We start from the raw sequence: 22,670 nt of genomic DNA on the forward strand, positions 1-22,670 counted from the left end.
GCAGGTGCAGCGCGGCAAGCCCGGAAACCGGCCCAAGGCCAGCACCGGCAGCCGCGAGGCGAGGAGAAGTGGCGAGGCCAGTCGGCGAGCCAGCCATCGTCAGGCAAGCGGCGAAGCCGCTTCCGGCGGTAAACAGCGACCGCAGCGCATGACTGGCACCGCGCGGAAGGGGTCGCATGCGCCGCCAGGCGCATAGCCCACCCTCGCAGCTTGCACCGCCGTGGGTTCTCAGACGGTGCCCACCCAGACTGGGCTCTTGGCGAGGCCAGTCCTGTTCGCCGGGACATACATAAGAACAGGCTCCCGCAGTCCAGGCGGCGTCTGAGGTTCCGCCACCCGCACCGCCACGCAAGGTGAGCCACCGGAAAACCCAAGAAAAGCCCGCCTCACCGAGGGGGCGGGGTGGGGCGGGCATCGCCAGGTTACGCCGAACGGAGCAGGCCGCACACGTCGGGGCGTGGGCTCGGACAGAGGACAAAGTCCTCAGATGTCGTACACCTCTCGGGCGTTCGCGTCGAACACCGCCGAGCGGCGCCGGTCGTCCAGGCCCGCCGTCAGCTGCCTGGCCAGGTCGATGACCTGGCCGTACTCCGCCGCCAGCAGGCACACCGGCCAGTCGGAGCCGAACATCAGGCGGCGCGGGCCGAAGGCCTCCAGCACCACGTCCACGTAGGGCTGCAGGCTCACCGGATCAGGTTGCCGAGTCCAGTCGTCCTCGGTGACCAGACCGGACAGCTTGCACACCACGTTCGGGTGAGCCGCGAGCGCGCGGACCCGGTCCGCCCACGGCTGCAGCTCACCGCTGGCAACCGGCGGTTTCGCGCAGTGGTCGAGCACGAAGGTCAGCTGCGGGAACTGGCCGACCGCCTTGATCGCGGCGGGCAGCTGGTCGGTGCGGACCAGCAGCTCGTAGACCAGGCCGGCGTCCTCCACCGCGGCCAGCCCGTTGAGCACTTCGGGCCGGACCAGCCAGTCCGGGTCGGGCTCGCCCTCCACCTGGTGGCGGATGCCCTTCAGCCAGCCGCCGGACGGGTGGGTCTGCAGCCGGCCGATGCGTTCGCGCACGTCGCGGGTGGTCAGGTCGACCCAGCCGACGACCGCCGCGATGCGGTCCACCGAGTCGGCCAGCACCAGCATCTCGGGGGTCTCGTCCGGGTCGGAGACCGTCTGCACCAGCACCGTGGCGTCCACCCCGCTGCCCTTCAGCGCGGCCTGCAGGTCCGCGGGCCGGAAGTCGCGGCGCAGCGGCTCCATCTCGGCCCCGGTGATCCACGGCTGGTCGCGGACGTCGAGGTCCCACAGGTGGTGGTGGGTGTCGACGGTCACTGTTCCGCCTCTCCGCGATTTTCAGTGGTGGTTGCGTCCGGAATCGATCTCACGTTTGGCGGTTTCTTGTGGCTGGGTTGCATCACGGTCCCCTGAGGTGCGGTTGAGCAGGACTCCGGTTGACACAAGAGCGTCAACGGCCCTCCTCGTCCACTTCGGACGGTGCCTGCCAGGCGAGGTCGGCCATGGTGCTTCTCCCGGGATGATCGCGCAAACGCCTCGATGTATAGCCGTTCCCGAACGCGGAAGCCAGCGATTGGCGAGAACAGTCATGTTCGATTTTCTTGTCGTGCGCGGAACTGGGAACGCGTAGAAATGTCGCATGCCCGACGCAGCAGCGGTGGTTCTCGGTATGGACGTCGGCGGCACCAGCAGCCGCGCCCTGATCAGCGATCTGTCCGGCCGCGTGCTGGGCGTCGGCGAAGCGGCCGGCGGCAATCCGAATTCGCACCCGGCCGACGAGGCGGTGCGGCAGATCGCGACCGCGACCCGGGCCGCTCTGCGCGACGTCGATCCGGCGGACGTGCGGGCCGCGGTGATCGGGATGGCCGGGGTCAGCAAGATGGCCGATCCGCTGTTCCGCGACCTGTTCGAGCGCGAGTGGGGTCGGCTGGGCCTGAGCTGCGAGCTGAGCGCGATCAGCGACTGCGAGGTGGCCTTCGCGGCCGGAACTCCGGAGCCGAGCGGCACGGTGCTGATCGCCGGCACCGGCGCGATCGCGGCCCGCATCGAGCAGCACCGGCTGACCGAGCTCGCGGGCGGCTACGGCTGGCTGCTCGGCGACGAGGGCTCGGCCTACTGGCTCGGCCGCGAAGCCGTCCGCGCCACGCTCGGCGCGCTGGACCGCGGCGAGCCGCTGCACGGCCTCACCGCAGCTGTCCGGGAGGCCCTCCTGCCCGGCGATCCGGAGGCCCACCGCAAGCAGCTGATCACCGCGGTGAACGCGGCACCGCCGATCCGGCTCGCCGAGCTCGCCCCGCTGGTCACCAAGGCCTCGGACCCGGTGGCGACGGAGATCGTCGAGCGCGCGGCGCGGGTGCTCGTCGACACCGCGGCGCAGACCCGCACGCCCGACGACGACACCCCGATCGTCCTGGCGGGCGGCCTGGTGGCACCGGAGAACCCGCTCGGCGAGGCGCTCCGGGCGGAACTGGCCTCCCGGGGCTTCCCCGCCCCGCACACGGCGGGCCCTGGAGCGGCGGGCGCGGCCTGGCTGGCGGCCCTGGACCTCACCCCGGACCCGGCGACCCTGCACACCCGCCTGCTGCCGATCTGACCGGCGCTCACCGGGACGTCGGGGGTGCCTCGAAGTCCCGGAACACCGGTGTCCGCGGGTGTCTCGCCGCAAGTTCAATGGAAATCAGATGTCCGTTTTCAATGGAAGTTGCGGGCCCGTCGGCGTGTCAGGACCCCGACACGCCGACGGTCTGAGATTTCAATGGAAATCAGACGTCCGATTTCCATTGAAATCGCGCAGGCACCGGTCGGTCAGCGGAGGAGGCCGGTGTCGGTGAGGGCCTTGCGGATGACGTCCAGCTCCGCTTCGTCGGCTTCGACCAGCGGCAGCCGGAGACCGCCCACCCGGTGGCCCAGCAGGTTCAGCGCCGCCTTGACCGGGATCGGGTTCGTCGTCACCGACATGGCCGCGTACAGCGGCTTGAGCGAGGCGTCGATCTCCGCCCGGTTCTCCGGCTCGTCGACCATCCGGCGCATCTGCTCGCCCGCCAGGTGGCTGGCCACCAGGATGCCGCCGCAGCCGCCGAGGTCGAGAGTCCGGGCGAAGCCGTCGTCGTTGCCCGCGTACAGCCCGAGGCCGTCGACCTGGGCGAGGGCCGCGTTGTCCGCCTGCTTGACGTAGTCGATGTGCTCGACCTGGGCGAGCTCGGCGAGCAGGTCGTTGTCCAGCGCCAGCCCGATCCGCGACGGCACGTTGTAGAGCACCACCGGCTTCGCGGTGGCCCGCGCGATCTCGGTGAAGTGGCGGACGAGCCCGCGCCGGTTGGGCCGGTTGTAGTACGGGGTCACCGACAGCACCGCGTCCGCGCCGAGCTCGATCGCTCGCGCGCTCATCTCGCAGGCGTGCGCCGTGTAGTTCGAGCCGGTGGAGGCGATCACGGTGGCCCCGGCGGGCCGCTCCGCGCAGGCGAGCTCGATCAGCCGCAGGTGCTCCTCGGCGGTGAGCGTCGGCGCCTCGCCGGTGGTCCCGCAGACCACCACACCGTCCGAGCCGTGGTCGATCAGGTACCGGAACAGGGACAGGAAGGCCGCTTCGTCGACGCGCTGCTGCTCGTCGAACGGGGTGACGATCGCGGTGATCACGCTGCCGAGAGACATGAGCGCATTCTGCGCGCGCCGCCTCGGGCTGTCACTCCGGGGTACCGGCATCGGCGGCCACGCGCGGATGCCGCAGGCCCGGATGCTGCGCGGGCAGCGACCGGCGCACCACCCACCAGCTGCCCGCCACGCACACCGCGACCAGCGGCCAGGTCAGCACCACCTGCGAGATCGTCAGCGGACCGATCGCATCGAGCAGCCAGAGCGGGATGAACACCGCCAGCCGCACCACGTACTGGCCGACCCACACCCAGCTCGCCCGGCTGTACGCGCGCAGGAGGTCCGGGTCCTGGCGCCACCGCCGCGCCTGGCCGAGCGCCGTGCCGACCACGACCCCCAGCAGCGGCCACCGGATCGCGATGCTGGTCATCCAGGCGAGCGCGCTGAGCGCGTTGGTCACCAGGCGGGGCAGGAAGAAGTCCACCACGTCCCCGGTGTACAGCGCGATGAGCGCGCCGAGCGCGACGGCCAGCAGGCTGATCAGCACCGCCAGCGGACGGGCCCGGTGCGCCAGCCGCCAGCCCGCGAGCACCGCGCCCACCACCACCGCCACCAGGCCCCCGATGGCGATCGACTCGCCGCTGAGGAACCACCCGAGGCCGAAGGCGACGGGCGGCAGCATCGCATCGATCGCGCTGCCCCAACCGCCGAGCAAGCGCATGAACGAATCGCGGTCGTCCGAGTGCTCGACGATCTCCGTCTGCCGGTCCTGCGTCACGCCTCCCAGACTGCCCTAAGGGTTGCCTTCCTCGCACCCACCCGTGTTGCGCACCTCTTTTCGCCCTGGTCCGGGACTCGTTGCAGGGCGAGTGTCGGATCGGGCCGGTCGTGTTCGTAGCAGTGGTGAAGCCCGCCGCTCGGGGCGGCGCGAGAAGAGGAGAGCACCATGAGCACCACCTTCACCGTCGACTTCTTCTGCAGCGTGGACGGCTACGGCTCGGCCAAGGGTTGGCCCGGGTACTGGGGCAAGGAGGGCCCGGAGGTCCGCGAGGACCGGGTGCGCACCTTCGCGCAGGACCAGGTGCTCGTCTTCGGCGCGACGACGTTCCGGCTGTTCCGGGACTTCGTGGTCGAGTACGACGAGCCCTACTACGCCAGCATGAACGAGCTGCCGAAGATCGTGTTCTCCAGCACGCTCGAAGAGCCGCTCGGCTGGCAGAACTCGACGCTCCTCGACGAGGACGCGGTGGCGGCGATCGAGCGCCTGAAGCGCACCACGGACGTCCCGATGCGGTCGCACGGCAGCATCTCGCTGAACCGGGCACTGCTCGCCGCGGGTCTCGTCGACCGCCTCGAGATCATGATGTTCCCCGCCGTCACGGGCCGCGCGGGTGAAGCGGCCCTCCTCCACGGCGGGGCCGAGCTCGACCTGGAGCTCGTCGAGTCGACGGTGCTCGACGGCCGGACGCAGAAGCTCGTCTACATCCCGCACCTGCACGGGGAGATCCCCGAGGGCGTCGGGCCGCAGCGCCGGAACTTGACGTGACGCTGTGACCGCCTCGGAGACCGGCAGGTCTCCGAGGCCCACGTCAGATGTGGTTCCGTCGGGTTCGGTCGAGGAGAGCGGCCAGCTGGCCGGCGATCGCTCGCTTGTCCGCCGGGCGGCAGGTCACCACGTCCTGGCCCTCGGCACGCTCGCCCTGCAGGGCGTAGCGGCCCTGGTCGTTGTCGAACCAGATCAGGTTCGGCAGGCGCGGACCGCCGCGGCGGTCGCCGCTGACCACGAAGTGGCCGAGCCGGAACTTCTGGCGCGAGGTGATCGCGCGCAGCTCCGCCAGGCCCTCGATGCCCGCGTCCGACGGGTGCCCGTTGCTGCGATCGGCCACCGCGCGCACCGCCTCCCCGGCTCCCGGCGGGGCGTCGGGCAGCAGGTCGGCGCAGGCCCGCGGCAGCACGTCCGGGGCCAGGAAGCTCATCCGCAGGCCGCGGCCGTCGAGCACGCCGACGACCCCGACCTCACCGGTCGCCACCACCCGCGCGGCCAGCCGGTGCCCGGCGCGCACGTCGAGCAGCCCGGCCGCCGCGATCGACACCTCGGAGCTGCACAGCAGGTAGAGCGCGTCCTCGACCTCCGGCTCCGGGCGGCCGTTGCGGGCCAGACCGGTGGACTCCAGCTCCTGCCAGACCTGCTGCACCAGCCGGTTGCGGTCCTCGCCCAGCTCGCCGAGCCGGGGCAGCTCGAACGGGTACTGCCGCACGGTGAGGTTCAGCTGCTCACCGAGCAGGTCGACCGCGGGGATCGACAGGTTGATCGTCTCGACCATCGCACGCTCTTTTCGAGGTCTGGGTGCAGCGGCCGGTGCGGATCGGCACCGGCCGTGCCCGCGCTAGGCGGTTGATGCCGTTTCTTCGGGCCGCAGCCGCGAGGCGTATCGCAACAACGGCATGAGCTGCCGCAAGCGCGCAGCGCTTGACCCACCCACGCAACTCGCACCGCCGCGGGTTCTCAGGGGCTTCCTGGCGAGGACGGCCCAGCCGCCGTGTATTGGACATACATCAGGCTGGGCACCCGCAGTCCAGGGAGCCCCTGAGGTTCCGCCACCCGCACCGCCACGCAGAACGAGTCTGGAATTGATCATCTAGAAGTCCCGGTAGCTCGACGACGACTCGCCGAGCACCGGCGGCGCCACCAACCGGCCTGCGCCGTCGTCCTCGTCGAAGAGCTCGTCGGCTTCGATCAGGAACTGCGGTACGACGTTGCGGCCGTCCTCGCCCGGCTTGTAGCCGGAGCCGACCTGCAGGTCGTCGTCGCTGCGGCGTTCTTCCTTGAAGTCGTCGGCCGACCACGTGGTGTTCCGGCCGTAACCGGCGCGCGCGGACGAACCCGCCAGCGCACCCGTCGAGCCCATCGGGCCGAACCCGCCGTCGGCGCGCTGCGCGAACTTCGGCGCCCGGGCGGGCACCACCGGAGGCGGCGGCTGCGGCGGCTCCGGCCGAGGTGGTTCCGGCTGCCGCGGCGGCTCCGCGCGCGGCGGAGCGGGCTGCGGCGGGCGGGCCGGTGGCCGAGCGCTCTCCGGGACCGGGGGCGGAGGCCCCGGGGCGACCGGCGGACGCGGCGGCGGACCGCCCAGGGCGGGGCTGCCCGTCGGCGGAGACGGCGGCCCCTGCGGAGCAGGGGCGTGCGGCGGCTCGGCCGCCGGAGGCGGGCCCGCGAGGCGGGGAGCCTCGGGCGGCAGCGGACGGCCCGGAGGGCCGTCGAGCGGAGCTTCGTGCCGCGGCGGAGCCGCGGGGAGCGGGCCGGCGTCGGGCCGCGGCGGCGGGCCGTCGAGCGGCGGCACGTCCAGCGGTCCCGAGGGCGGGCCCTCGCGCCGTGGCGGCGGGCCGGGCTGCACGTGCGGATCGGCTTCGTGCCGCGCCGGACGATCCGGGCCGACCTGGCCGAAAGGACCACTCGGCGGACCCACCGGCAACAGGCCATCCGGCCCCGGCCCACCGAAGGCACCACCCGGCGGACCGTCGTGCTGCGACGGCAACTCACCCGGCACAGGCGGCGGACCATCCGGCCCCACCTGACCAAAAGGACCACTCGGCGGCCCCACCAGCAACAGGCCATCCGGCCCCGGCCCACCGAAGGCACCACCCGGCGGACCGTCGTGCTGCGACGGCAACTCACCCGGCACAGGCGGCGGACCATCCGGCCCCACCTGACCAAAAGGACCACTCGGCGGACCCACCGGCGGCGGGCCGTCGGGGCGCGGCCGCTGGTTGTCGTGTCGCCGCGGAGGGCCGTCGTGTCCGATCGGCGGCAGCTCGTTCGGGCCGGGCATCGGGCCCGGCTGACCGAAGGCACCGCTCGGCGGGCCATCCGGTCCGGCCTGCGGCATCGGTTCGATCAAACCGGGCACCGGGCCGTCCGGACCGAACGAACCGCTCGGCGGTCCTACCGGCGAGCCGTCGGGAACGCTTTCGCGGCGCGGCGGCGGGCCGTCGATCAGGCCCAGGTCGTTCGGGCGGGACGGTGCGGGGAACGGTCCGCTCGGCGGACCTTCGCGGCGCGGCGGAGGCGCGTCCGGCAGGCCGGGCTCGGCGCGCGGGCCGTCCAGCGGCCCCACCTGGGGGATCGATCCGCTCGGCGGGCCGAGCGGCGGTTCCGGGAGCAGCGAGCCCGCGAGCTGGCCTTCGGCCGCCAGGGAGCCGCTCATGCCGCTGGAGCGCGGTGCGGGTTCGGGCAGTTCACCGTCCAGGGATCCGGAGAACTCCGGCTCCGGCGAACCACCGAGGTCGCCGAACAGCGTCGACGCAGCGGCGGCTGGCGGCTTGGGCCGGTCCGGCGCCGGGCGGGCGGCTTGCAGTTGCCTGCGCTGCTCCTGCTCGAAGCGCTCCGGCAGCTGCTCGGCGCGCTGCCAGAACGCGAACGGGTGCGGTTCGCCGGTCAGGGCCGCGAACTCGGCGCGCAGATCGAAGCGCATCGGGCGCGGCGCGGGCCGGGCGCCGCCCTGCGCGTTCGGCGGCGCTTCGCCCAGCGAACCGCGCACCGGCGGTTCCGGGCGGGGCCTGCCGGGGCCGGCCTGTTGCGCGTCGAAGCCCGCTGGCCCCGGCGCGGACGCCGGATTCTGCGGTGACGTCACGATTCCCCCAGGTGCTTGGGACGGTCGAAGCGCCGCACGGCATCCGGAGCGGTCCGGATGGCGGGCGCACTGGAATCGACGTGGTGGAGCATTCCGTCGTTCCCCGCTCAACCCGCCGCGATGGCGCGCGCAGGTGTGCGACGGTGCGCTTCCCCGAGCGCACGTGCTTTCACCTGCGTAGATGCCGACATCGCGGGCCCCCTCGTTGCTTCTGTTACCGCCGAAGGACAGTAGCAGCTGAGGTTCACCCGTACTGGTGTTTCCAGGAACAGCCACCCGGTTGCCGCCGCGAGCAGCCAAAAGCGCCGCACGACAACGGAAAGCAGCTGCCCGGGATCCGGTGCGGGCCGGGCCGGAGAGCGGTCGGCCCGGACTCCTCGAGTTGCCGGAAAACGAAGCGCGCAAATCGCCCAGAAAAACTAGACTATTCAGTGCCGTTAATCACGAAGGCCGAACCGACGGTGGCGTAGGTAGGGATTCGAGCGCCAATGTTGTTCCCGGACCGCGTCGGCGGGAGGAATCACCAGGAAGGACATCGCATGGCATCGCAGCGCAGCGACTCGGCACGCTGGGACAGCTTCGTCGCGCTGGGGGACAGCTTCACCGAAGGACTGGCGGATGCCGGGCCGGACGGGGCGTTCCGGGGCTGGGCGGACCGGCTCGCCGAACACCTCGCCGCGGGCAACCCGGACCTGCGCTACGCCAACCTGGCCGTGCGCGGCAAGCTCGTCCGCGAGATCGCCGACGACCAGGTGCCCAAGGCGATCGCCCTGCGACCGTCGCTGGTCGCCTTCACCGCGGGCGGCAACAACATCATCCGTCCCGGCAGCGACCCGGACGCCGTGGCGCAGATCTTCGAGTCCGCGGTCGCCGAGCTGCGCGCCGCGGGCATCGACGTGCTGATCGGCACCGGTTTCGACACCGCCGCGACGCCCGTCCTGCGGCACGTCCGCGGCAAGGTCGGCACCTACAACTCGCACCTGCGCGCCATCGCCGACCGGCACGGCTGCTACGTGCTGGACCTGTGGTCGATGCGCGTGCTGCAGGACTCGCGGGCCTGGAGCGAGGACCGGCTGCACCTGTCGGCCGAAGGACACCGCCGGGTCGCGCTGCGAGCCTGCGAAGCGCTGGGCGTGCCGGCGGACGGGGACTGGCGCGAGGAGTGGCCGACCGCGCCGGACACCTCGTGGCGCGACCAGCGGGCCCAGGACATCCGGTGGGCCCGGGAGTACTTGGCGCCGTGGATCAGCCGCCGACTGCGCGGGGTGTCCAGCGGAGACGGGCGCGAGCCCAAGCGCCCGCAGCTGGAGAGGCTGCCCGCCGCGAAGTGAGCGCTCCGAATCCTGGCCGGTGACCGCAGCCGCGACGTCCCACCGGTCGCGTCTCGGGAGCTGCCGCATGCGCCGCAGGCGCATAACCCACTCTCGCAGCTCGCACCGCCGCGGGTTCTCAGCGTTCGCCTGGCGAGGACAGCCCGAGCGCCGTGTATCGGACATACATAAGTCCGGGATCCCGGAGTCCAGGCGGACGCTGAGGTTCCGCCACCCGCACCGCTGCGCAAGACGAGCCTGGAAAAAGTCTGAAAAGGACGAAGTGCGGACCTTCGGCCCCTCACCCCGTTGGCCGAAAGCCCGCACTCACCCCCATCGTCCATCCGGGAGGCGCCCCGAATGCTTCCGCCCCCCTAGCGGCCGCCCCGATCGACCACGCAGGAACGATCGGGGCGGCCGGGCGACAATCCCCCCTTGGACTCCCCCCAGAGCCGCCCTTAGTGCGAATCCCGCACGGCTGGATCCGCACTGGAGACAAATTCCCAGCGGGGACTACACACCCGCTAAACGCTCGCTAAACGCTGATCCACCGGTCCCGGGGCGCGCTGCGGCCACCGACATCGCAGCAGGTCGAGGCCGAATGTTCAAGCGGAGTCGGCCAACGCGTCCAGCCGTTCCCTGACTTCGGCCGCCCGCGGCGACCCCTCCGCCTCGAAGATCGCCAGCGCGGTCTCCCACCTGGTCCGGGTCACCACCAGGTCGCCGCGGCAGCGGGCCGCGTCGCCCAGCCCCAGGTAGGCGGAGGCCTGCCGCATCGCCGAACCGCACTTCAGCGCCACGTCCAGCGCCTCGTGGTGGTAGCTCTCGCCGTCGTCGAGCCTGCCGAGCTCGATGCAGACCTCGCCGCAGTTGTTCAGCACCATCGCCAGCGTGTCCAGGTCGTCGGCGGCCCGGTACAGCGCTTCGGCCTCGCGCAGGTGCGCCAGCGCCTCCTCCCGCTCGCCGTTGACCTGCTCGACCATGGCGAGGTTGTTCAGCGCACCGGCCTCGAAGTAGCTGTCGCCGAGCGAGCGGTAGACCCGCAGCGCGTCCTGGCAGTGCGCCTTGGCCTCGTCGTAGCGCTTCAGCCGGAACAGCACGCTGGCCATGTTGATCTGCGTCATCGCCCGCCGCGACGCGTCGTCGTTGGCCACCGCGACCCGGTAGGACTCGTCGTAGTGCGCCAACGCCTCGTCCAGCCGGCCGGACCGCGAGTGCGCCACGCCCAGCCCGGCCGACATCAGCACCTCGCCGGTCGGGTCGTCCACCGCGCGCGCCGAGTCGAGGCCGTCGGTGTAGACGCGGATCCAGTCCTCCCACGGGCAGCGCACCATCAGGTAGTTGAACTGGAGACGGGCCAGCTGCCAGGCCAGTTCGTGCATGCCGCGCGCGTTGGCAGCGCGGACCGCGGCGACCAGGTTCGGCCACTCGGCGTCGAACCAGTCCAGCGCCTGGGCGCGGTCGTGGATCTCCGGCGGCCGGGTGCCGTCGGCGAAGTTCAGCTCGTCGCGGGTCGGGCGCAGGAACCGGCGCGCGTGGTCGGCGGTGACCAGGTAGTGGTTCAGCAGCCTGGGCAGGGCGCCGCAGTCGTCGGATTCGGCCAGCAGATCCCGCGCGTACACCCGCAGCAGGTCGTGCATGCCGAAGCGGTCCGGTTCCGGCTCGACGACCAGGTGCGCGAGCGCCAGCGCCCGCAGCCTGCGCAGCGCGCTGGCCGGATCGGTGTCGCACAGCGCCGCCACCGCATCGGCCGTGAAGGTGTGCCCGGGCACCAGGCCGAGCAGCCGGAAGGTCTCGGCGTGCACCGGGTGCAGGCTCCGGTAGGAGATGTCGAAGGCGCGGCGCACGCTGGTGTCGGCGTCGTCGTCGATGTCCAGCGCGTGCAGCCGGTTCCGCTCGTCGGTGAGCTCGTGGACCAGGTCCGACACCCCGCGCGCCGGGTTCGCGGCCAGCCGCGCGGCGGCGATCCGCAGCGCCAGCGGCAGGCCGCCGCACAGGGCGGCGAGCTCGGCCGCGGCGACCGGCTCGGACGCCGACTTGCCGGGCACGCCCGCGCGGTCCAGCAGCTCGATCGCGGACTCGGTGGGCAGCGTCTCCAGCGGCAGCACCGTCGCGCCGCTGCGCACCACCAGCCCGTCCAGCCGCCGCCTGCTGGTCACCAGCACCAGCGATTCGGCGCTGCCGGGCAGCAGCGGGCGAACCTGCTCGGAGTCGCGCGCGTTGTCCAGCAGCACCAGCACCCGCCGCTTGGCCAGCAGCGACCGGTACAGCGCGGCGCGGTCGTCCAGCTCCACCGGGATCGCGTCGGCGGCCACGCCGAGCGCCTTCAGCATGCTGGTCAGCGCCTCGCCGGGGCTCAGAGGCTCGCGCTCGGAGTGGTAGCCGCGCAGCGAGGCGTAGAGCTGGCCGTCGGGGAACTCGTGCTCGACGCGGTGCGCCCAGGTCAGCGCGAGCGCGCTCTTGCCGACGCCGGCGATCCCGGTGAGCACCGCGAGCCGGCTGGAGCCCTGCTCGCGCTCGGCGAGCAGCCGGTCCAGCTCGCCGAGTTCGCGGCGGCGACCGACGAAACCGGCCGGGGCGGGCGGCAGCTCGGCCGGGATGGGGCGCTTGATGCCCAGCGCCGGTTCCGGCCGCCGCGGCGAGCTGCGCAGCGCCGGATCGTCGCGGAGCACCTGCTCGTAGAGATCCCGCAGGTCGGGGCCGGGATCGAGGCCCAGCTCGTCGGAGAGCCTGCGGCGCAGCTCGTGGTACCGGGCCTGCGCTTCGGCGCGGTGCCCGGCGCGGTAGCTGGCGAGCATCAGCTGCCCGGTCAGCCGCTCGCGCAGCGGGTGCCGGTCGACGAGCGTGGACAGCTCCAGCAGCAGCTGGTGGTGGCGGCCCAGGTCCAGGTCGGCGTCGATGCGCTCCTCCAGCGCGAGCAGCCGCAGCTCGTCCAGGTTCGGCGCCACCATCCCGTAGAGGCGGCTGCTGGAGATGTCGGCCAGCACCGGGCCGCGCCAGAGGGTCAGCGCCTCGGCCAGCACCCGCGACCGCTCGGCCGGGTCGAGGCCGTGCGCGCGGTTGATCAGGGCTCGGGCGCGGTGCGCGTCGATCCGCTCGGCGTCGACGCGCAGCAGGTAGCCGGGCGGGCGGGTGACGATCTCGGTGCCGCCCGGATCGCCATCGCCGAAGAGCTTGCGCAGCCGGGAGACGTAGCCCTGGATGATGGTGCGGGCGCTGGCCGGCGGATCGTGCTCCCAGATGGTGTCGATCAGCCGGTCCATGGACACGATCTGGTTCGGTTCGAGCAGCAGGCAGGTGAGCAGGGCCCGGACCTGGCTGCTGCCCATCGGGCGCAGGGCGCCGTCCACGAGCACTTCCAGCGGACCGAGAACGCGGAACTCGAATCCCGCGATCGGTGCTCCGCTCGGTCTGTCGTGCGGCGCCATCATCCCCTAATCCGATTCTCGCTCATGTTTTGTTGAGCCTTCAGACAGTCTCGACCAAGGTCCACACCGAGTCCACCACCCCTGGCGAACCCCGCCGCAGGGTCGACACACCGTAACGAGCGAGTGTCGCGGGCAGCCGGATTGCCGAGCCGCACTCACTCCAATGGAGGAATGCGCGGTTCGTCCCGGATGCAGTGCGCGACGACCCGCCGTTGCCGGTGAACGTCTCCCGGGCGGCGAACACGCCAAGTAAAGTCGGGACCCGTCGATCACCCGTACGAGGACACTGTGGAAGGAGAGCCCGACCCGTGCGCAAACCATCCACAGTGGTCGATCGTGCGGTCGCCTGCCTGCTCGGCGGGGCTCTGGGCGACGCCCTCGGCAGCCCGGTCGAATACGCGCAGCTGGACGACATCCGGGCCGAGTTCGGCCAGGAAGGAGTGGCCGAGCCGCCGCCGCAGGCGCTGCTCGGCGACGCCACCCAGATGGCCCTGTTCACCGGCGAGGGTTACCTGCACGCCTGGACCACCGGTAACAACGGCGGTCAGTGGCGCCCGGTCGAGTCGACGGCGGCCGCTTACCGACGGTGGTTGATCACTCAGCAGGAGGACAAGCCGCAGCCCGGCGCCACCGGCCTGCTCGCCGAGCCCGAGCTGTACGCCGGCCGGGCACCCGGCCTGACCAGCCTCCGCGCGCTCCAGGAGCCCGAGCTCGGCACCCCGGACCGGCCGCGCAACAGCTCGAAGGGCTGTGGCGGAGTCGACCGCAGCGCGCCGCTCGGCTTCGCCCCGACCGCCGAGATGGCCTACCAGCTGGCCTGCCAGTGCGCCGCGCTCACCCACGGCGGCGTCGGCGGCTGGGCATCGGCCGGAGCGATGGCGCTGATCGTGCACCTGGTCGCGGTCCAGGACCGCAAGCTGCCCGCCGCCGTGGACCAGGCCGCCGGGCGGGTCCTGCGCGAGGACGCCGAGACCGCGAACGCGCTGGCCGAAGCGGCCACGCTGGCCCGCCTCGGCGCCAGCGTCAGCCACATCGAACGCCTGGGGCAGGGCTGGATCGGCCCCGAAGCGCTGGCCATCGGCGTCTACTGCGCGCTGGCCATGCCGAAGCCGGAGCAGTTCACCGACGCCCTGCGCCTGGCGGTGAACCACTCCGGGCACAGCGACTCCACCGCGGCGGTGACCGGCAGCATCCTCGGCGCCCGCCACGGCACGGCGGTCCTCCCCCGCCCCTGGCTGGGCCGCCTGGAGCTGGCGGACGTGATCGAGCGCATCGGCCACGACCTGGGCGCCTCCTGCTCCGGCGACCAGTTCAACGAACGCCGCTACCTCGGCATCGCCTGACCACCCTCCGGGTGATCAGGGGGCTTTCGGGCGGGTCGCCTTGGTGCGCAGGACCGATACCGCCGCGCCGAGGAAGCCGATGTTGAAGGCCATCTGGACCGCCGCCACCGCTCGCGCGAACTGCGAGACCGCGTGCACGTCGCCGAAGCCGACGGTGCTGGTGATCGACAGGGAGAAATACAGCGCGTCGGTCTTGGTGCGCAGCCCGGCGATCGCGTCCGGCTGGTGCTGGTCGAGCCCGAAGTAGACGGCGGCGAAGAACAGCACCGCCAGGTAGAGCGCGGTCACCACGCCCGCCATGGAACTCCGGTGGTGACCGTCGCCGGACCGGAACCGGCGCACCTGGATCATGATCAGCACGGAGACGGCGAGCAGACCGACGCCGAAGACCACGACCTCGCCGATGGTGCCGACGAGGCCGAACACTCCGATCGGCAGCGCGTAGTAGACGCCGGTGCACGCCGCCACGGCGGCCACCGCGGCGGCCAGGTCGATCAGCAGTCTCCGCCGGGCCACGAGCGCCAGGTTGTGCCACCGGCGCGCCCGCCACCACTCGAGCCGGCTCAGGCGGTGGCGGGAGTCCTGGTCAGGCGGCCGAGGCGGCGCTTGCCGATCACCCGGCAGGCCAGGTAGATCACGAACGAGATGATCGTGACGAAGGCGCTCACCGGGGCACCCGGGGCCAGCGACAGCACGATGCCGCCCAGGACCGCGACCTCCGCGAACACCACCGCCAGCACGGTCGCCTTGAGCGGGCTCGCCGTCACCCGCGCGGCCGCCGCGCCCGGCGTCACCATCAGCGCCAGCACCAGCAGCGCGCCCACGGTGTGCACGCCGAGCGCGGTCGCCACTCCGACCAGCACCGCGAACAGCGGCGTCAGCACCCGCGCGGGCACTCCGCGCGCCGCCGCCACGTCGGGATCGACGCTGGCGAACAGCAGCGGCCGGTACACGAAGGCGAACACCAGCAGCACGAGCACCGCGCAGGCGGTGAGCAGCAGGACGTCGGCGGAGTCGACCCCGACGATCTGGCCGACCAGCAGGCTGAACTTGTTCGCGGTGCGCTCCGGGTTCAGCCACAGCAGGAGCACGCCGACGCCCAGGCCGAAGGACAGGATCGCGCCGATCACCGAGTCGCGCTCGGTGCCGCGCTGGCCCAGCAGTCCGAGCAGCAGCGCCGCGACCACGGCACCGGCCAGCGCCCCGGCTCCCACGCTGACGCCGAACAGCAGCGCCGCGGCGGCGCCGGTGAAGGCGAGCTCGGCCGTGCCGTGCACGGCGAAGGACATCTTGCGCGCCACCACGAGCGGCGCCAGGCACCCGGACACCAGGCCGAGCGCGGCGGCGGCCAGCAGCGCCTGCTGGACGAACGGGTAGCCGAGCAGGTCGACCATCGCGGTGAAGTCGAAGAGCTTGCCCAGCGCCTCGGTGATCGCGTTCACGCCTCTTCCGCCTCTGGCACGTGGTGGTCGTGGTCGTCGACGCCCGCGACCACCAGCCGGCCGCCGACGCGGGCGACCTCGACATCGGTGCGGTACAGCTCGGACAGGGTGGCCGAGTTCATCACCTCGTCCGGCGGGCCGACCCGGAACCGGCCGTCGACCAGGTAGAGCACCCGGTCGACCAGCGGCAGCACCGGGTTGATCTCGTGCGTGACGAACAGGACCGCCGCCCCGGCCTGCCGGGCCTGGTTCGCGATCAGCCTGCTCACCTTGCGCTGGTGCGCGATGTCCAGCGACAGCAGCGGCTCGTCGCACAGCAGCACGGACGGGTCGCTGACCAGCGCCTGCGCCACCCGCAGCCGCTGCTGCTCACCACCGGAGAGCAGGCCCAGCGGCATCCGGGCGTACTCGGTCGCCTCCACCGCGCGCACCGCGGCCTCGACCCGCCGCTTGCGCTCGCGGCGGTTGCGGAACCCCACGCCCCAGTGGTGGCCGTCCAGCCCGAACCCGACCAGATCGGTGCCGCGCACGGTGACGGTGGCCTCCAGCGCCCGCTGCTGCGGGATGTAGCCGATCCGGTTGCTGCCGCGCCGGGCCGGGCCGCCCGCGATCTCCACGGTGCCCGCGCTCAGCGGCTGCAGGCCGAGCAGCACCTTGAGCAGGCTGGTCTTGCCGGAACCGTTCGGCCCGAGCACGGCCAGGAACTCGCCGGGGGCGACTTCCAGGTCCAGCCCCGACCACAGGGTTCGGCTGCCGTAGGAGAGCGCGGCGTCGCGCAGCCGCACCGCGGGCGCGGTGGGCGGCGCGAGGACCGGCTCGGTCTCGGGTTTGGCGGTCATGTCTCAGCGATTCTGGGTCAGTGCGTTCTGCAACGCAGCGATCTGGGCGTCCATCCACTGCACGTAGGTCTTGCCCTCCGGCAGGGTTTCGGTCATCTCGACGACCGGGATCCGGTTCTGCTCCGCGGCGGTGCGCACGTTGCGGGTGACCGGCGATTCGGTCTGCGGGTTGTAGATGACCGCCACCGCCTGCTTGGCGTTGATCGCGTTCTGGATCTCGGCGACGGCCGCCGCCGACGGGTCGCTCTCGGCCTCGATGGCCTTGACGAAGGACTGCGGGGTCACGTCCTGCAGCCCGGCCGCTTCGACCAGGTAGTGCGCGACCGGCTCGGTGACGATCACCGGCTTGCCCCGGTTGGCGGCGGCGATCTCGCCGACCTTGCCCTCCAGCGCGCCGACCTCGGTCTCGAACTGCCCGGCGGCCTGGCGGAACTGGTCGGCCTTCGCGGGCTGGAGCTTGCCGAGCTCGGTGGCGACCTGGTCGGCGACCTCGTGCACCACGTGCAGGTCGTACCAGACGTGCTCGTTCGCGGAGTGGTCGTGGCCTTCATGCCCGTGCTCGTCGTGGGCGTGCTCGCCATGTTCCTCGGGAGCGGGCTGCTCGCCGTGGGCGTGCTCGCCGTGTCCCTCGGGAGCGGGCTGCTCGCCGTGGGCGTGCTCGCCATGTCCCTCGGGAGCCGGCTGCTCACCGTGGGCGTGCTCCTCGGGAGCCGGCTGCTCGGCCTCGTCCTTCACCGCCGCCACGGTCGGCTTCTGGGAGCCGCCGAGGATCTGCTCGATGAAGGAGTCGTAGCCGCCGCCGTTGTAGACGACCAGGTCGGCGTCGGTGACCTTGGCGGCGTCCCGCGGCGTGCTCTCGTAGGAGTGCGGGTCGGAGTTGGGGTCGCTGACGATCGACTCGACCTCGACGGCGTCGCCGCCGACGGCCTGCGCGACGCTGCCCCAGACGCTGGTGGACGCAACGACCTTGATCTTGTCCCCCGCGCCGGGCGCGGCCTGCTCCCCGGTTCCGCAGGCGGTCAGGGCGACAGCGGCGGCGGCCAGCCCGGCCAGGGCGGTGGACGCAGAGCGACGACGGGAGGTCATCTAGCGCACTCCTAGGTGATCTTGTGCGCAGCAGGCGGACGGCTTACTGCGAACGGTAACGGAAACCGTTGTCATCTACAGTCTAAGCACGTCGATTCACAACACTCCACCGAGTGGGTTATTCCCCACGAAACGCGAAGACGCCCCCGCCGGGAGCGGGGGCGTCGGAGCGCTCAGGAGCAGGCACCGGTCGGGCGGGTGGCCCGTGAGTGCTTCGGGGCGTCATGGCACCCCAAAGCGCTCACGGCAGCACCCACCGCTGAACAACCGGGAAGACCTTCCGGCAGGTCAGGCGGTCAGGCGGAGGCCGGTCTCCGGGTGGAACAGGTGCACCTCGGTGCTGTCGCGCAGGGCCACCTTGACGTGCTGCCCCAGAGCCGGCGGCGTGCGGCCGTCGGCGCGGACCACGAAGCGCTCCTGCGAGCCGTTGATGTCGATGGCGCCGTGGATCAGCGCGTCCGCACCGAGCTCCTCGACGAGCTCCACGGTCATGTCCAGGCCGTCGTCCTCGCTGGAGACCAGCGACAGCGCCTCCGGGCGCACGCCGAAGGTGACCTCCTTGAGGCCGTCGGCGGCGGCCAGCACGTCGCGCGACAGCGGGATCGTGGTGCCGTCGAGCACCGCGCCCTCGCTGGTCAGCGGCACCGTCTTGAGGTTCATCGCCGGCGAGCCGATGAAGCCGGCCACGAACGCGTTCGCCGGGTTCTCGTACAGCTCGCGCGGGCTGGCGCACTGCTGCAGCAGGCCGTCCTTGAGCACCGCGACCCGGTGCCCCATCGTCATCGCCTCGACCTGGTCGTGGGTGACGTAGATGGTCGTGGTGCCCAGCCGCTTCTGCAGCGCGGCGATGTTCGCGCGGGTCTCCACGCGCAGCTTGGCGTCGAGGTTCGACAGCGGCTCGTCCATCAGGAACACGCTGGGCTCGCGGACGATCGCGCGCCCCATCGCCACCCGCTGCCGCTGACCACCGGAGAGCGCCTTGGGCTTGCGGTCCAGGTACTTCTCCAGGTCCAGCATCCGGGCGGCCTCGGTGACCTTGTCCTTGATGACGTCCTTGGGCGTCTTGCGGAGCTTGAGCGCGAAGCCCATGTTCTCGGCCACGGTCATGTGCGGGTAGAGCGCGTAGGACTGGAACACCATCGCGATGTCCCGGTTCTTCGGCGGCGTGTGGGTGACATCGGTTCCGCCGATCGTGATGCCACCCTCGTCGACGTCCTCCAGGCCGGCGAGCATCCGCAGCGCCGTCGACTTGCCCGACCCCGACGGGCCGACCAGCACCAGGAACTCCCCGTCCGCAATGTCCAGTTCCAGCTGGTCAACAGCGCGAACCGGCGGATTCCCCTGGTACACCCGCGACGCGTTGACGTATGCAACCTCAGCCATGTGTGACGCACCTTTCACTGAACCGGTCCCGAAACGGTAACCGCTACAACACCAAAGGTCATCCCCTCGAATGAACCAACTCGCTACGTAATCACGCAGAGTCGCTCCGTGTTCACCACTCGAACATGAGTGGGATATGCATCATGCTCACTTCACCGAGGGGTACTGAACCGTTACGGTTCCTCCATGGCGCGGTCAACGAATGCCCGGCGGCCTGCGACGCTCGCCTCGCTCGCTGCAGAACTCGGGGTCTCCAGGACCACGGTTTCGAATGCGTACAACCGTCCTGACCAGCTCTCCCCCGAGCTGCGCAAGCGGGTCCTGGAGACGGCTCGCCGGCTCGGCTACCCCGGTCCGGACCCGGTGGCGCGGTCGCTGCGCACCCGGAAGGCGGGTGCCGTCGGCCTGCTGCTCACCGAGAACCTCTCCTACGCGTTCCGCGATCCAGGCGCCGTGGGCTTCCTCGAAGGGCTGGCGCTGGCCTGCGAGGACGCCGGTCAGGGCCTGACCCTCATCCCGGCGAGCCCGGAGCGCGAGGACGTCGCCGCGGTGCACCGCGCCGGGGTGGACGGCTTCGTCGTCTACTCCGTCCCCGAGGACGACCCGCACCTGGCCGCCGTGCTCGAGCGCCCGGTGCCGGTGGTGGTCTGCGACCAGCCGCGGCTGGACAACGTGGACTGGGTCGGCCCGGACGACCGCAAGGCCATCAAGAGCGTCGCCGACCACCTGATCGGGCTCGGCCACCGCCGCATCGGCGTGCTGTGCATGCGCCTGGCTCGCGGCCGCAACGACGGTCCCGCCTCCGTGCAGCGGCAGGCGAACGCCAGCTTCCACGTGCAGAAGCTGCGGCTGACCGCGCTGGCCGAGGTCTTCAGCGAGGCCGGCGTGGACTGGACGACGATCCCGGTGGTGGAGCGCTTCGACCACACCACGGCCTCCGGCGCGTCGGCGGCGGCCCAGCTGCTGGAGATCGACCCGGACATCACCGCGATCGTGTGCACCTCGGACATCCTGGCGCTGGGCGCGCTCAGCGAGGCCCGCAACCGCGGCCTGCGGGTGCCGGAGGACCTGACGATCACCGGCTTCGACGGCATCCCGGACGCGGAGCGCGCGGGCCTGACCACGGTTCGCCAGCCGTGGCTGGAGAAGGGCCGGGCGGCAGGCCGCCTGCTGCTGGAGGCCAGCGAGCCGGGCCGGCCGCGCCACATCCAGCTGGAGACCCAGCTGATCACCGGATCCACCTCGGCCCCGCCCCGCTCCGCCGAGGAGCGCTGGTTCGGCCCGTGATCCGCGGTGTCACCCGTGACCCGCGACGTCACCTGATGCCGTGACCCTTCGGCGTGTCGGTGCCCGACACGCCGAAACCCGATGCAATTTCAATGGAAATCAGACGTCTGATTTCCATTGAAATTGCGTCACCACGCCCGGACGGAGCTCGCCCCTGCCCGGAACTCGCGCGCCCGGCCGGGGCTCGCGCCCGGCCTGGGGATCAGTAGTTCTCCCACTCGCCCTGGGCGTGCTGGAGGATCGTCGGGTGCATGAGGGTCGACGGCTCCATGCCGGGGATGCGGGTGCGGTCCGGCGGGAACGTCGCCGCGGCCCGCAGGGTCGGTTCGTCCAGGGAGCGCAGCGGCGGGACGTCGGCGGGCAGTCGCAGTTCCGGGGCTCCCGGCGAGGCCAGCGGGCTGCGCACTCCCTCGGAATCCGCAATTTCAATTGAAGTCGGACGTTCGATTTCAATTGAACTTGCGGCTCCTTGAGCCGCCGAGGCGATGTGGAAGCCCCATTCGCCGAAGCTCGGCACCGTCACCGCGTACGGCGCGGTGCTCAGGTTCGCCGCGCGCATGGACGCCTCGATGCACCAGAACGCCTTCGGCGCGAAGAACGGCGAGCCCGCCTGCACCACCGCGCGCGCGTCGTCGGTCATCGCGTGGCGGACCAGGCCGTAGAACTCCGTCGAGTACAGCTTCGCGGTGGCCGTGGAGTCCGCGTCGGGCATGTCGACCAGCACCACGTCGTAGCGGTCGCGGTTCTCGCGCAGCCAGGTGAAGGCGTCCGAGGCGATCGTGCGCACCCGCGGGTCGTCGAAGGCGTGTCCGTTCAGGGCGGACACCCGGGGATCGGTGCGGGCGAGCTCCAGCACGGCCGGGTCCAGCTCCACCAGCGTGGCCTCGCGGACGTCCGGGTAGCGCAGCACTTCCCGCAGCACCATGCCGTCCCCGCCGCCCAGCACCAGGATGCGACCGCGGGGGCCCGCCATCGCCGGGTGCACCATCGCCTCGTGGTACCGGTACTCGTCCGCCGAGCTGAACTGCAGATCGCCGTTGAGGTACATGCGGGTGTCGGAAGTGCCCTTGAGCGACACCGACTCGGTGAGCACGACCTCCTGGTAGGGCGTGCGCTCGGCGTGCACCACGGGATCGGCGTACAGCGCCTGCCGCGCGGTGATCTCGAAATCGTCGGCGAACACGTAAGCGCTCACCAGCAGCCCGCCGACCAGCACCGAGATGCCGGTCAGCACCAGCACGGCGCGCTTGGACAGCTCGCGGCGGAACACCGTCAGCACCAGCCCGATCCCGGCCGCCGCGTTCACCAGGCCGACCACCAGCGCGCCCTGCACCTGCCCGAACAGCGGCAGCAGGAGGAACGGGAACGCCAGGCCGCCGACCAGCCCACCGACGTAGTCGGCGGCGAACAGGTCCGCGACCGCCGATCCGGCGTCCTGCCGCCGGATCCGCTGCAGCAGCACCATCAGCAGCGGGATCTCCGCGCCGATGAGCACGCCCAGCACCAGCGCGGTCGCGATCAGCGCCGGGGTGTACAGGCTTAGCCACGCGAAGGCCGCGTAGAGCAGCAGCACGCTGAGCCCGCCCAGCAGGGCCAGCAGCAGTTCGATGGCGGCGAACGCCTCGGCCGCCCAGCGCTGCAGGGGCTTCGCGGCCAGCGCGCCGACACCCATCGCGAAGACCATCAGCGACAGCACGATCGACGCCTGGCCGACGGTGTCGCCGATCAGGTAGCTGCCCAGCGCGACCAGCGCGAGCTCGTAGACGAGACCGCAGGCCGCACAGACGAACACCGCCACCAGCACGGCGGTCCGGGCGAGCCGGCTGCGCGGTCTGCTGGTGGCGGTGTCCGGTTCGGTGTCGGTCGCGGTCACCAGATCGCCGCGGCGATGATCACCGCGATCACCAGGTGCGCACCGGCCGACACCCAGGTGGCCGGGTGCAGGTTCGGGGTGGCCAGCTCCTCGCCGAGCTTGCCGGGCGTGATCAGGTCGATCAGCAGGAACGACAGGCTCATCAGGATCAGCCCGAGGATGCCGTAGGCGAGGGTGCCGATCAGCCCGGCGACCAGGTCGTCGGAGCTGGCCGCGATCGCCGTGGTCAGGATGACCCCGACGCCGAGCAGACCGGAGACCAGCAGCAGCGCCGCGTTGGGGTTGCGCTGCACCCAGATCAGGTCGCGCAGCCTGCCCGGGGTGGCCAGGTCGACGAGCACGTAGCCGAGCGCCATCATCGCCACGCCGATCACCCCGTAGGCGACCGCGGCGAGCAAGCCGTGGAGCAGTTGCTGGAGCAAGGTGAAGTCCTTCTCGTGTCGTGAACGGG

General features: G+C 71.8%; 18 protein-coding genes. 5 read left to right on the forward strand and 13 right to left on the reverse strand.

The annotated features are described in order from the left end of the window. Positions 1 to 483 precede the first annotated feature (483 nt). Entirely contained in the window at positions 484 to 1,326 is an 843-nt protein-coding gene (locus ATL45_RS10380; RefSeq protein ID WP_093158466.1) for an amidohydrolase family protein, read from the reverse strand. A gap of 322 nt (positions 1,327 to 1,648) precedes the next feature. Here ATL45_RS10380 and ATL45_RS10385 point away from each other — a divergent pair, with 322 nt between their 5' ends. Next, positions 1,649 to 2,602, forward strand: a complete 954-nt coding sequence (locus ATL45_RS10385; RefSeq protein ID WP_093158468.1) for an N-acetylglucosamine kinase — start codon at positions 1,649 to 1,651, stop codon at positions 2,600 to 2,602. Between the two features lie 212 nt (positions 2,603 to 2,814). On the opposite strand, the gene dapA is transcribed toward ATL45_RS10385, so the two are convergent. Both dapA and ATL45_RS10395 read right to left on the reverse strand, forming a co-directional pair. Beyond that, positions 2,815 to 3,660 (reverse strand): 4-hydroxy-tetrahydrodipicolinate synthase, encoded by an 846-nt coding sequence (dapA, locus tag ATL45_RS10390; RefSeq protein WP_093158471.1) that lies wholly within the window; start codon positions 3,658 to 3,660, stop codon positions 2,815 to 2,817. A gap of 31 nt (positions 3,661 to 3,691) precedes the next feature. After that, positions 3,692 to 4,378, reverse strand: a complete 687-nt coding sequence (locus tag ATL45_RS10395) for a DUF3159 domain-containing protein (RefSeq protein WP_246025264.1) — start codon at positions 4,376 to 4,378, stop codon at positions 3,692 to 3,694. A gap of 168 nt (positions 4,379 to 4,546) precedes the next feature. On the opposite strand from ATL45_RS10395, the gene ATL45_RS10400 reads away from it, so the two are divergent. After that, positions 4,547 to 5,146 (forward strand): dihydrofolate reductase family protein, encoded by a 600-nt coding sequence (locus ATL45_RS10400; protein WP_093158473.1) that lies wholly within the window; start codon positions 4,547 to 4,549, stop codon positions 5,144 to 5,146. Between the two features lie 43 nt (positions 5,147 to 5,189). Here ATL45_RS10400 and ATL45_RS10405 read toward each other — a convergent pair whose 3' ends face one another. Together ATL45_RS10405 and ATL45_RS39975 are read right to left on the reverse strand one after the other, a co-directional pair. Continuing rightward, entirely contained in the window at positions 5,190 to 5,924 is a 735-nt protein-coding gene (locus tag ATL45_RS10405) for an ESX secretion-associated protein EspG (RefSeq protein WP_093158476.1), read from the reverse strand. Between the two features lie 315 nt (positions 5,925 to 6,239). Continuing rightward, positions 6,240 to 8,228: a hypothetical protein gene (locus ATL45_RS39975; protein WP_147452911.1), complete on the reverse strand. Its 1,989-nt coding sequence runs from the start codon at positions 8,226 to 8,228 to the stop codon at positions 6,240 to 6,242. Positions 8,229 to 8,767: 539 nt separating this feature from the next. Here ATL45_RS39975 and ATL45_RS10415 point away from each other — a divergent pair. After that, positions 8,768 to 9,559: an SGNH/GDSL hydrolase family protein gene (locus ATL45_RS10415; RefSeq protein ID WP_093161115.1), complete on the forward strand. Its 792-nt coding sequence runs from the start codon at positions 8,768 to 8,770 to the stop codon at positions 9,557 to 9,559. Between the two features lie 584 nt (positions 9,560 to 10,143). Here ATL45_RS10415 and ATL45_RS10420 read toward each other — a convergent pair. Continuing rightward, positions 10,144 to 12,969 carry an AfsR/SARP family transcriptional regulator gene (locus ATL45_RS10420; protein ID WP_246025265.1) on the reverse strand — a complete coding sequence of 942 codons (2,826 nt, stop codon included), beginning with the start codon at positions 12,967 to 12,969 and terminating at the stop codon, positions 10,144 to 10,146. A gap of 305 nt (positions 12,970 to 13,274) precedes the next feature. Between ATL45_RS10420 and ATL45_RS10425 the strand changes: the two genes are divergently transcribed. Continuing rightward, complete coding sequence (locus ATL45_RS10425) at positions 13,275 to 14,309, forward strand: ADP-ribosylglycohydrolase family protein (protein WP_093156577.1); 1,035 nt, start codon at positions 13,275 to 13,277, stop codon at positions 14,307 to 14,309. A gap of 15 nt (positions 14,310 to 14,324) precedes the next feature. On the opposite strand, the gene ATL45_RS10430 is transcribed toward ATL45_RS10425, so the two are convergent. The 5 genes from ATL45_RS10430 to ATL45_RS10450 form a co-directional block, all read right to left on the reverse strand. Beyond that, complete coding sequence (locus ATL45_RS10430; RefSeq protein WP_093156576.1) at positions 14,325 to 14,825, reverse strand: potassium channel family protein; 501 nt, start codon at positions 14,823 to 14,825, stop codon at positions 14,325 to 14,327. Positions 14,826 to 14,872: 47 nt separating this feature from the next. After that, a complete protein-coding gene (locus ATL45_RS10435) occupies positions 14,873 to 15,730 on the reverse strand; it encodes a metal ABC transporter permease (RefSeq protein ID WP_211841436.1) in 858 nt (285 codons plus the stop codon). 17 nt (positions 15,731 to 15,747) lie between these two features. Beyond that, on the reverse strand, positions 15,748 to 16,590 hold the full coding sequence (locus tag ATL45_RS10440; RefSeq protein ID WP_093156573.1) for a metal ABC transporter ATP-binding protein: 843 nt from the start codon (positions 16,588 to 16,590) through the stop codon (positions 15,748 to 15,750). Positions 16,591 to 16,593: 3 nt separating this feature from the next. Further along, the gene (locus ATL45_RS10445; protein WP_093156572.1) at positions 16,594 to 17,676 is read right to left on the reverse strand and encodes a metal ABC transporter solute-binding protein, Zn/Mn family; all 1,083 of its coding nucleotides are present in this window, start codon (positions 17,674 to 17,676) and stop codon (positions 16,594 to 16,596) included. A 288-nt stretch (positions 17,677 to 17,964) separates the two neighbouring features. After that, the gene (locus ATL45_RS10450; protein ID WP_093156570.1) at positions 17,965 to 19,059 is read right to left on the reverse strand and encodes an ABC transporter ATP-binding protein; all 1,095 of its coding nucleotides are present in this window, start codon (positions 19,057 to 19,059) and stop codon (positions 17,965 to 17,967) included. Between the two features lie 186 nt (positions 19,060 to 19,245). Between ATL45_RS10450 and ATL45_RS10455 the strand changes: the two genes are divergently transcribed. Beyond that, the gene (locus ATL45_RS10455; protein WP_093156569.1) at positions 19,246 to 20,346 is read left to right on the forward strand and encodes a LacI family DNA-binding transcriptional regulator; all 1,101 of its coding nucleotides are present in this window, start codon (positions 19,246 to 19,248) and stop codon (positions 20,344 to 20,346) included. A gap of 202 nt (positions 20,347 to 20,548) precedes the next feature. Here the strand turns inward: ATL45_RS10455 and ATL45_RS10460 are convergent, their stop codons facing one another. Together ATL45_RS10460 and ATL45_RS10465 are read right to left on the reverse strand one after the other, a co-directional pair. Further along, on the reverse strand, positions 20,549 to 22,219 hold the full coding sequence (locus ATL45_RS10460) for a polyamine aminopropyltransferase (RefSeq protein ID WP_177242040.1): 1,671 nt from the start codon (positions 22,217 to 22,219) through the stop codon (positions 20,549 to 20,551). Then, complete coding sequence (locus ATL45_RS10465) at positions 22,216 to 22,641, reverse strand: DUF350 domain-containing protein (protein WP_093156567.1); 426 nt, start codon at positions 22,639 to 22,641, stop codon at positions 22,216 to 22,218. The genes ATL45_RS10460 and ATL45_RS10465 overlap by 4 nt, the downstream gene beginning before the upstream one ends. Positions 22,642 to 22,670: the final 29 nt, after the last annotated feature.

The sequence above is a fragment of the Saccharopolyspora antimicrobica genome, from assembly GCF_003635025.1.
In the GTDB taxonomy this organism is placed as follows: domain Bacteria; phylum Actinomycetota; class Actinomycetes; order Mycobacteriales; family Pseudonocardiaceae; genus Saccharopolyspora; species Saccharopolyspora antimicrobica.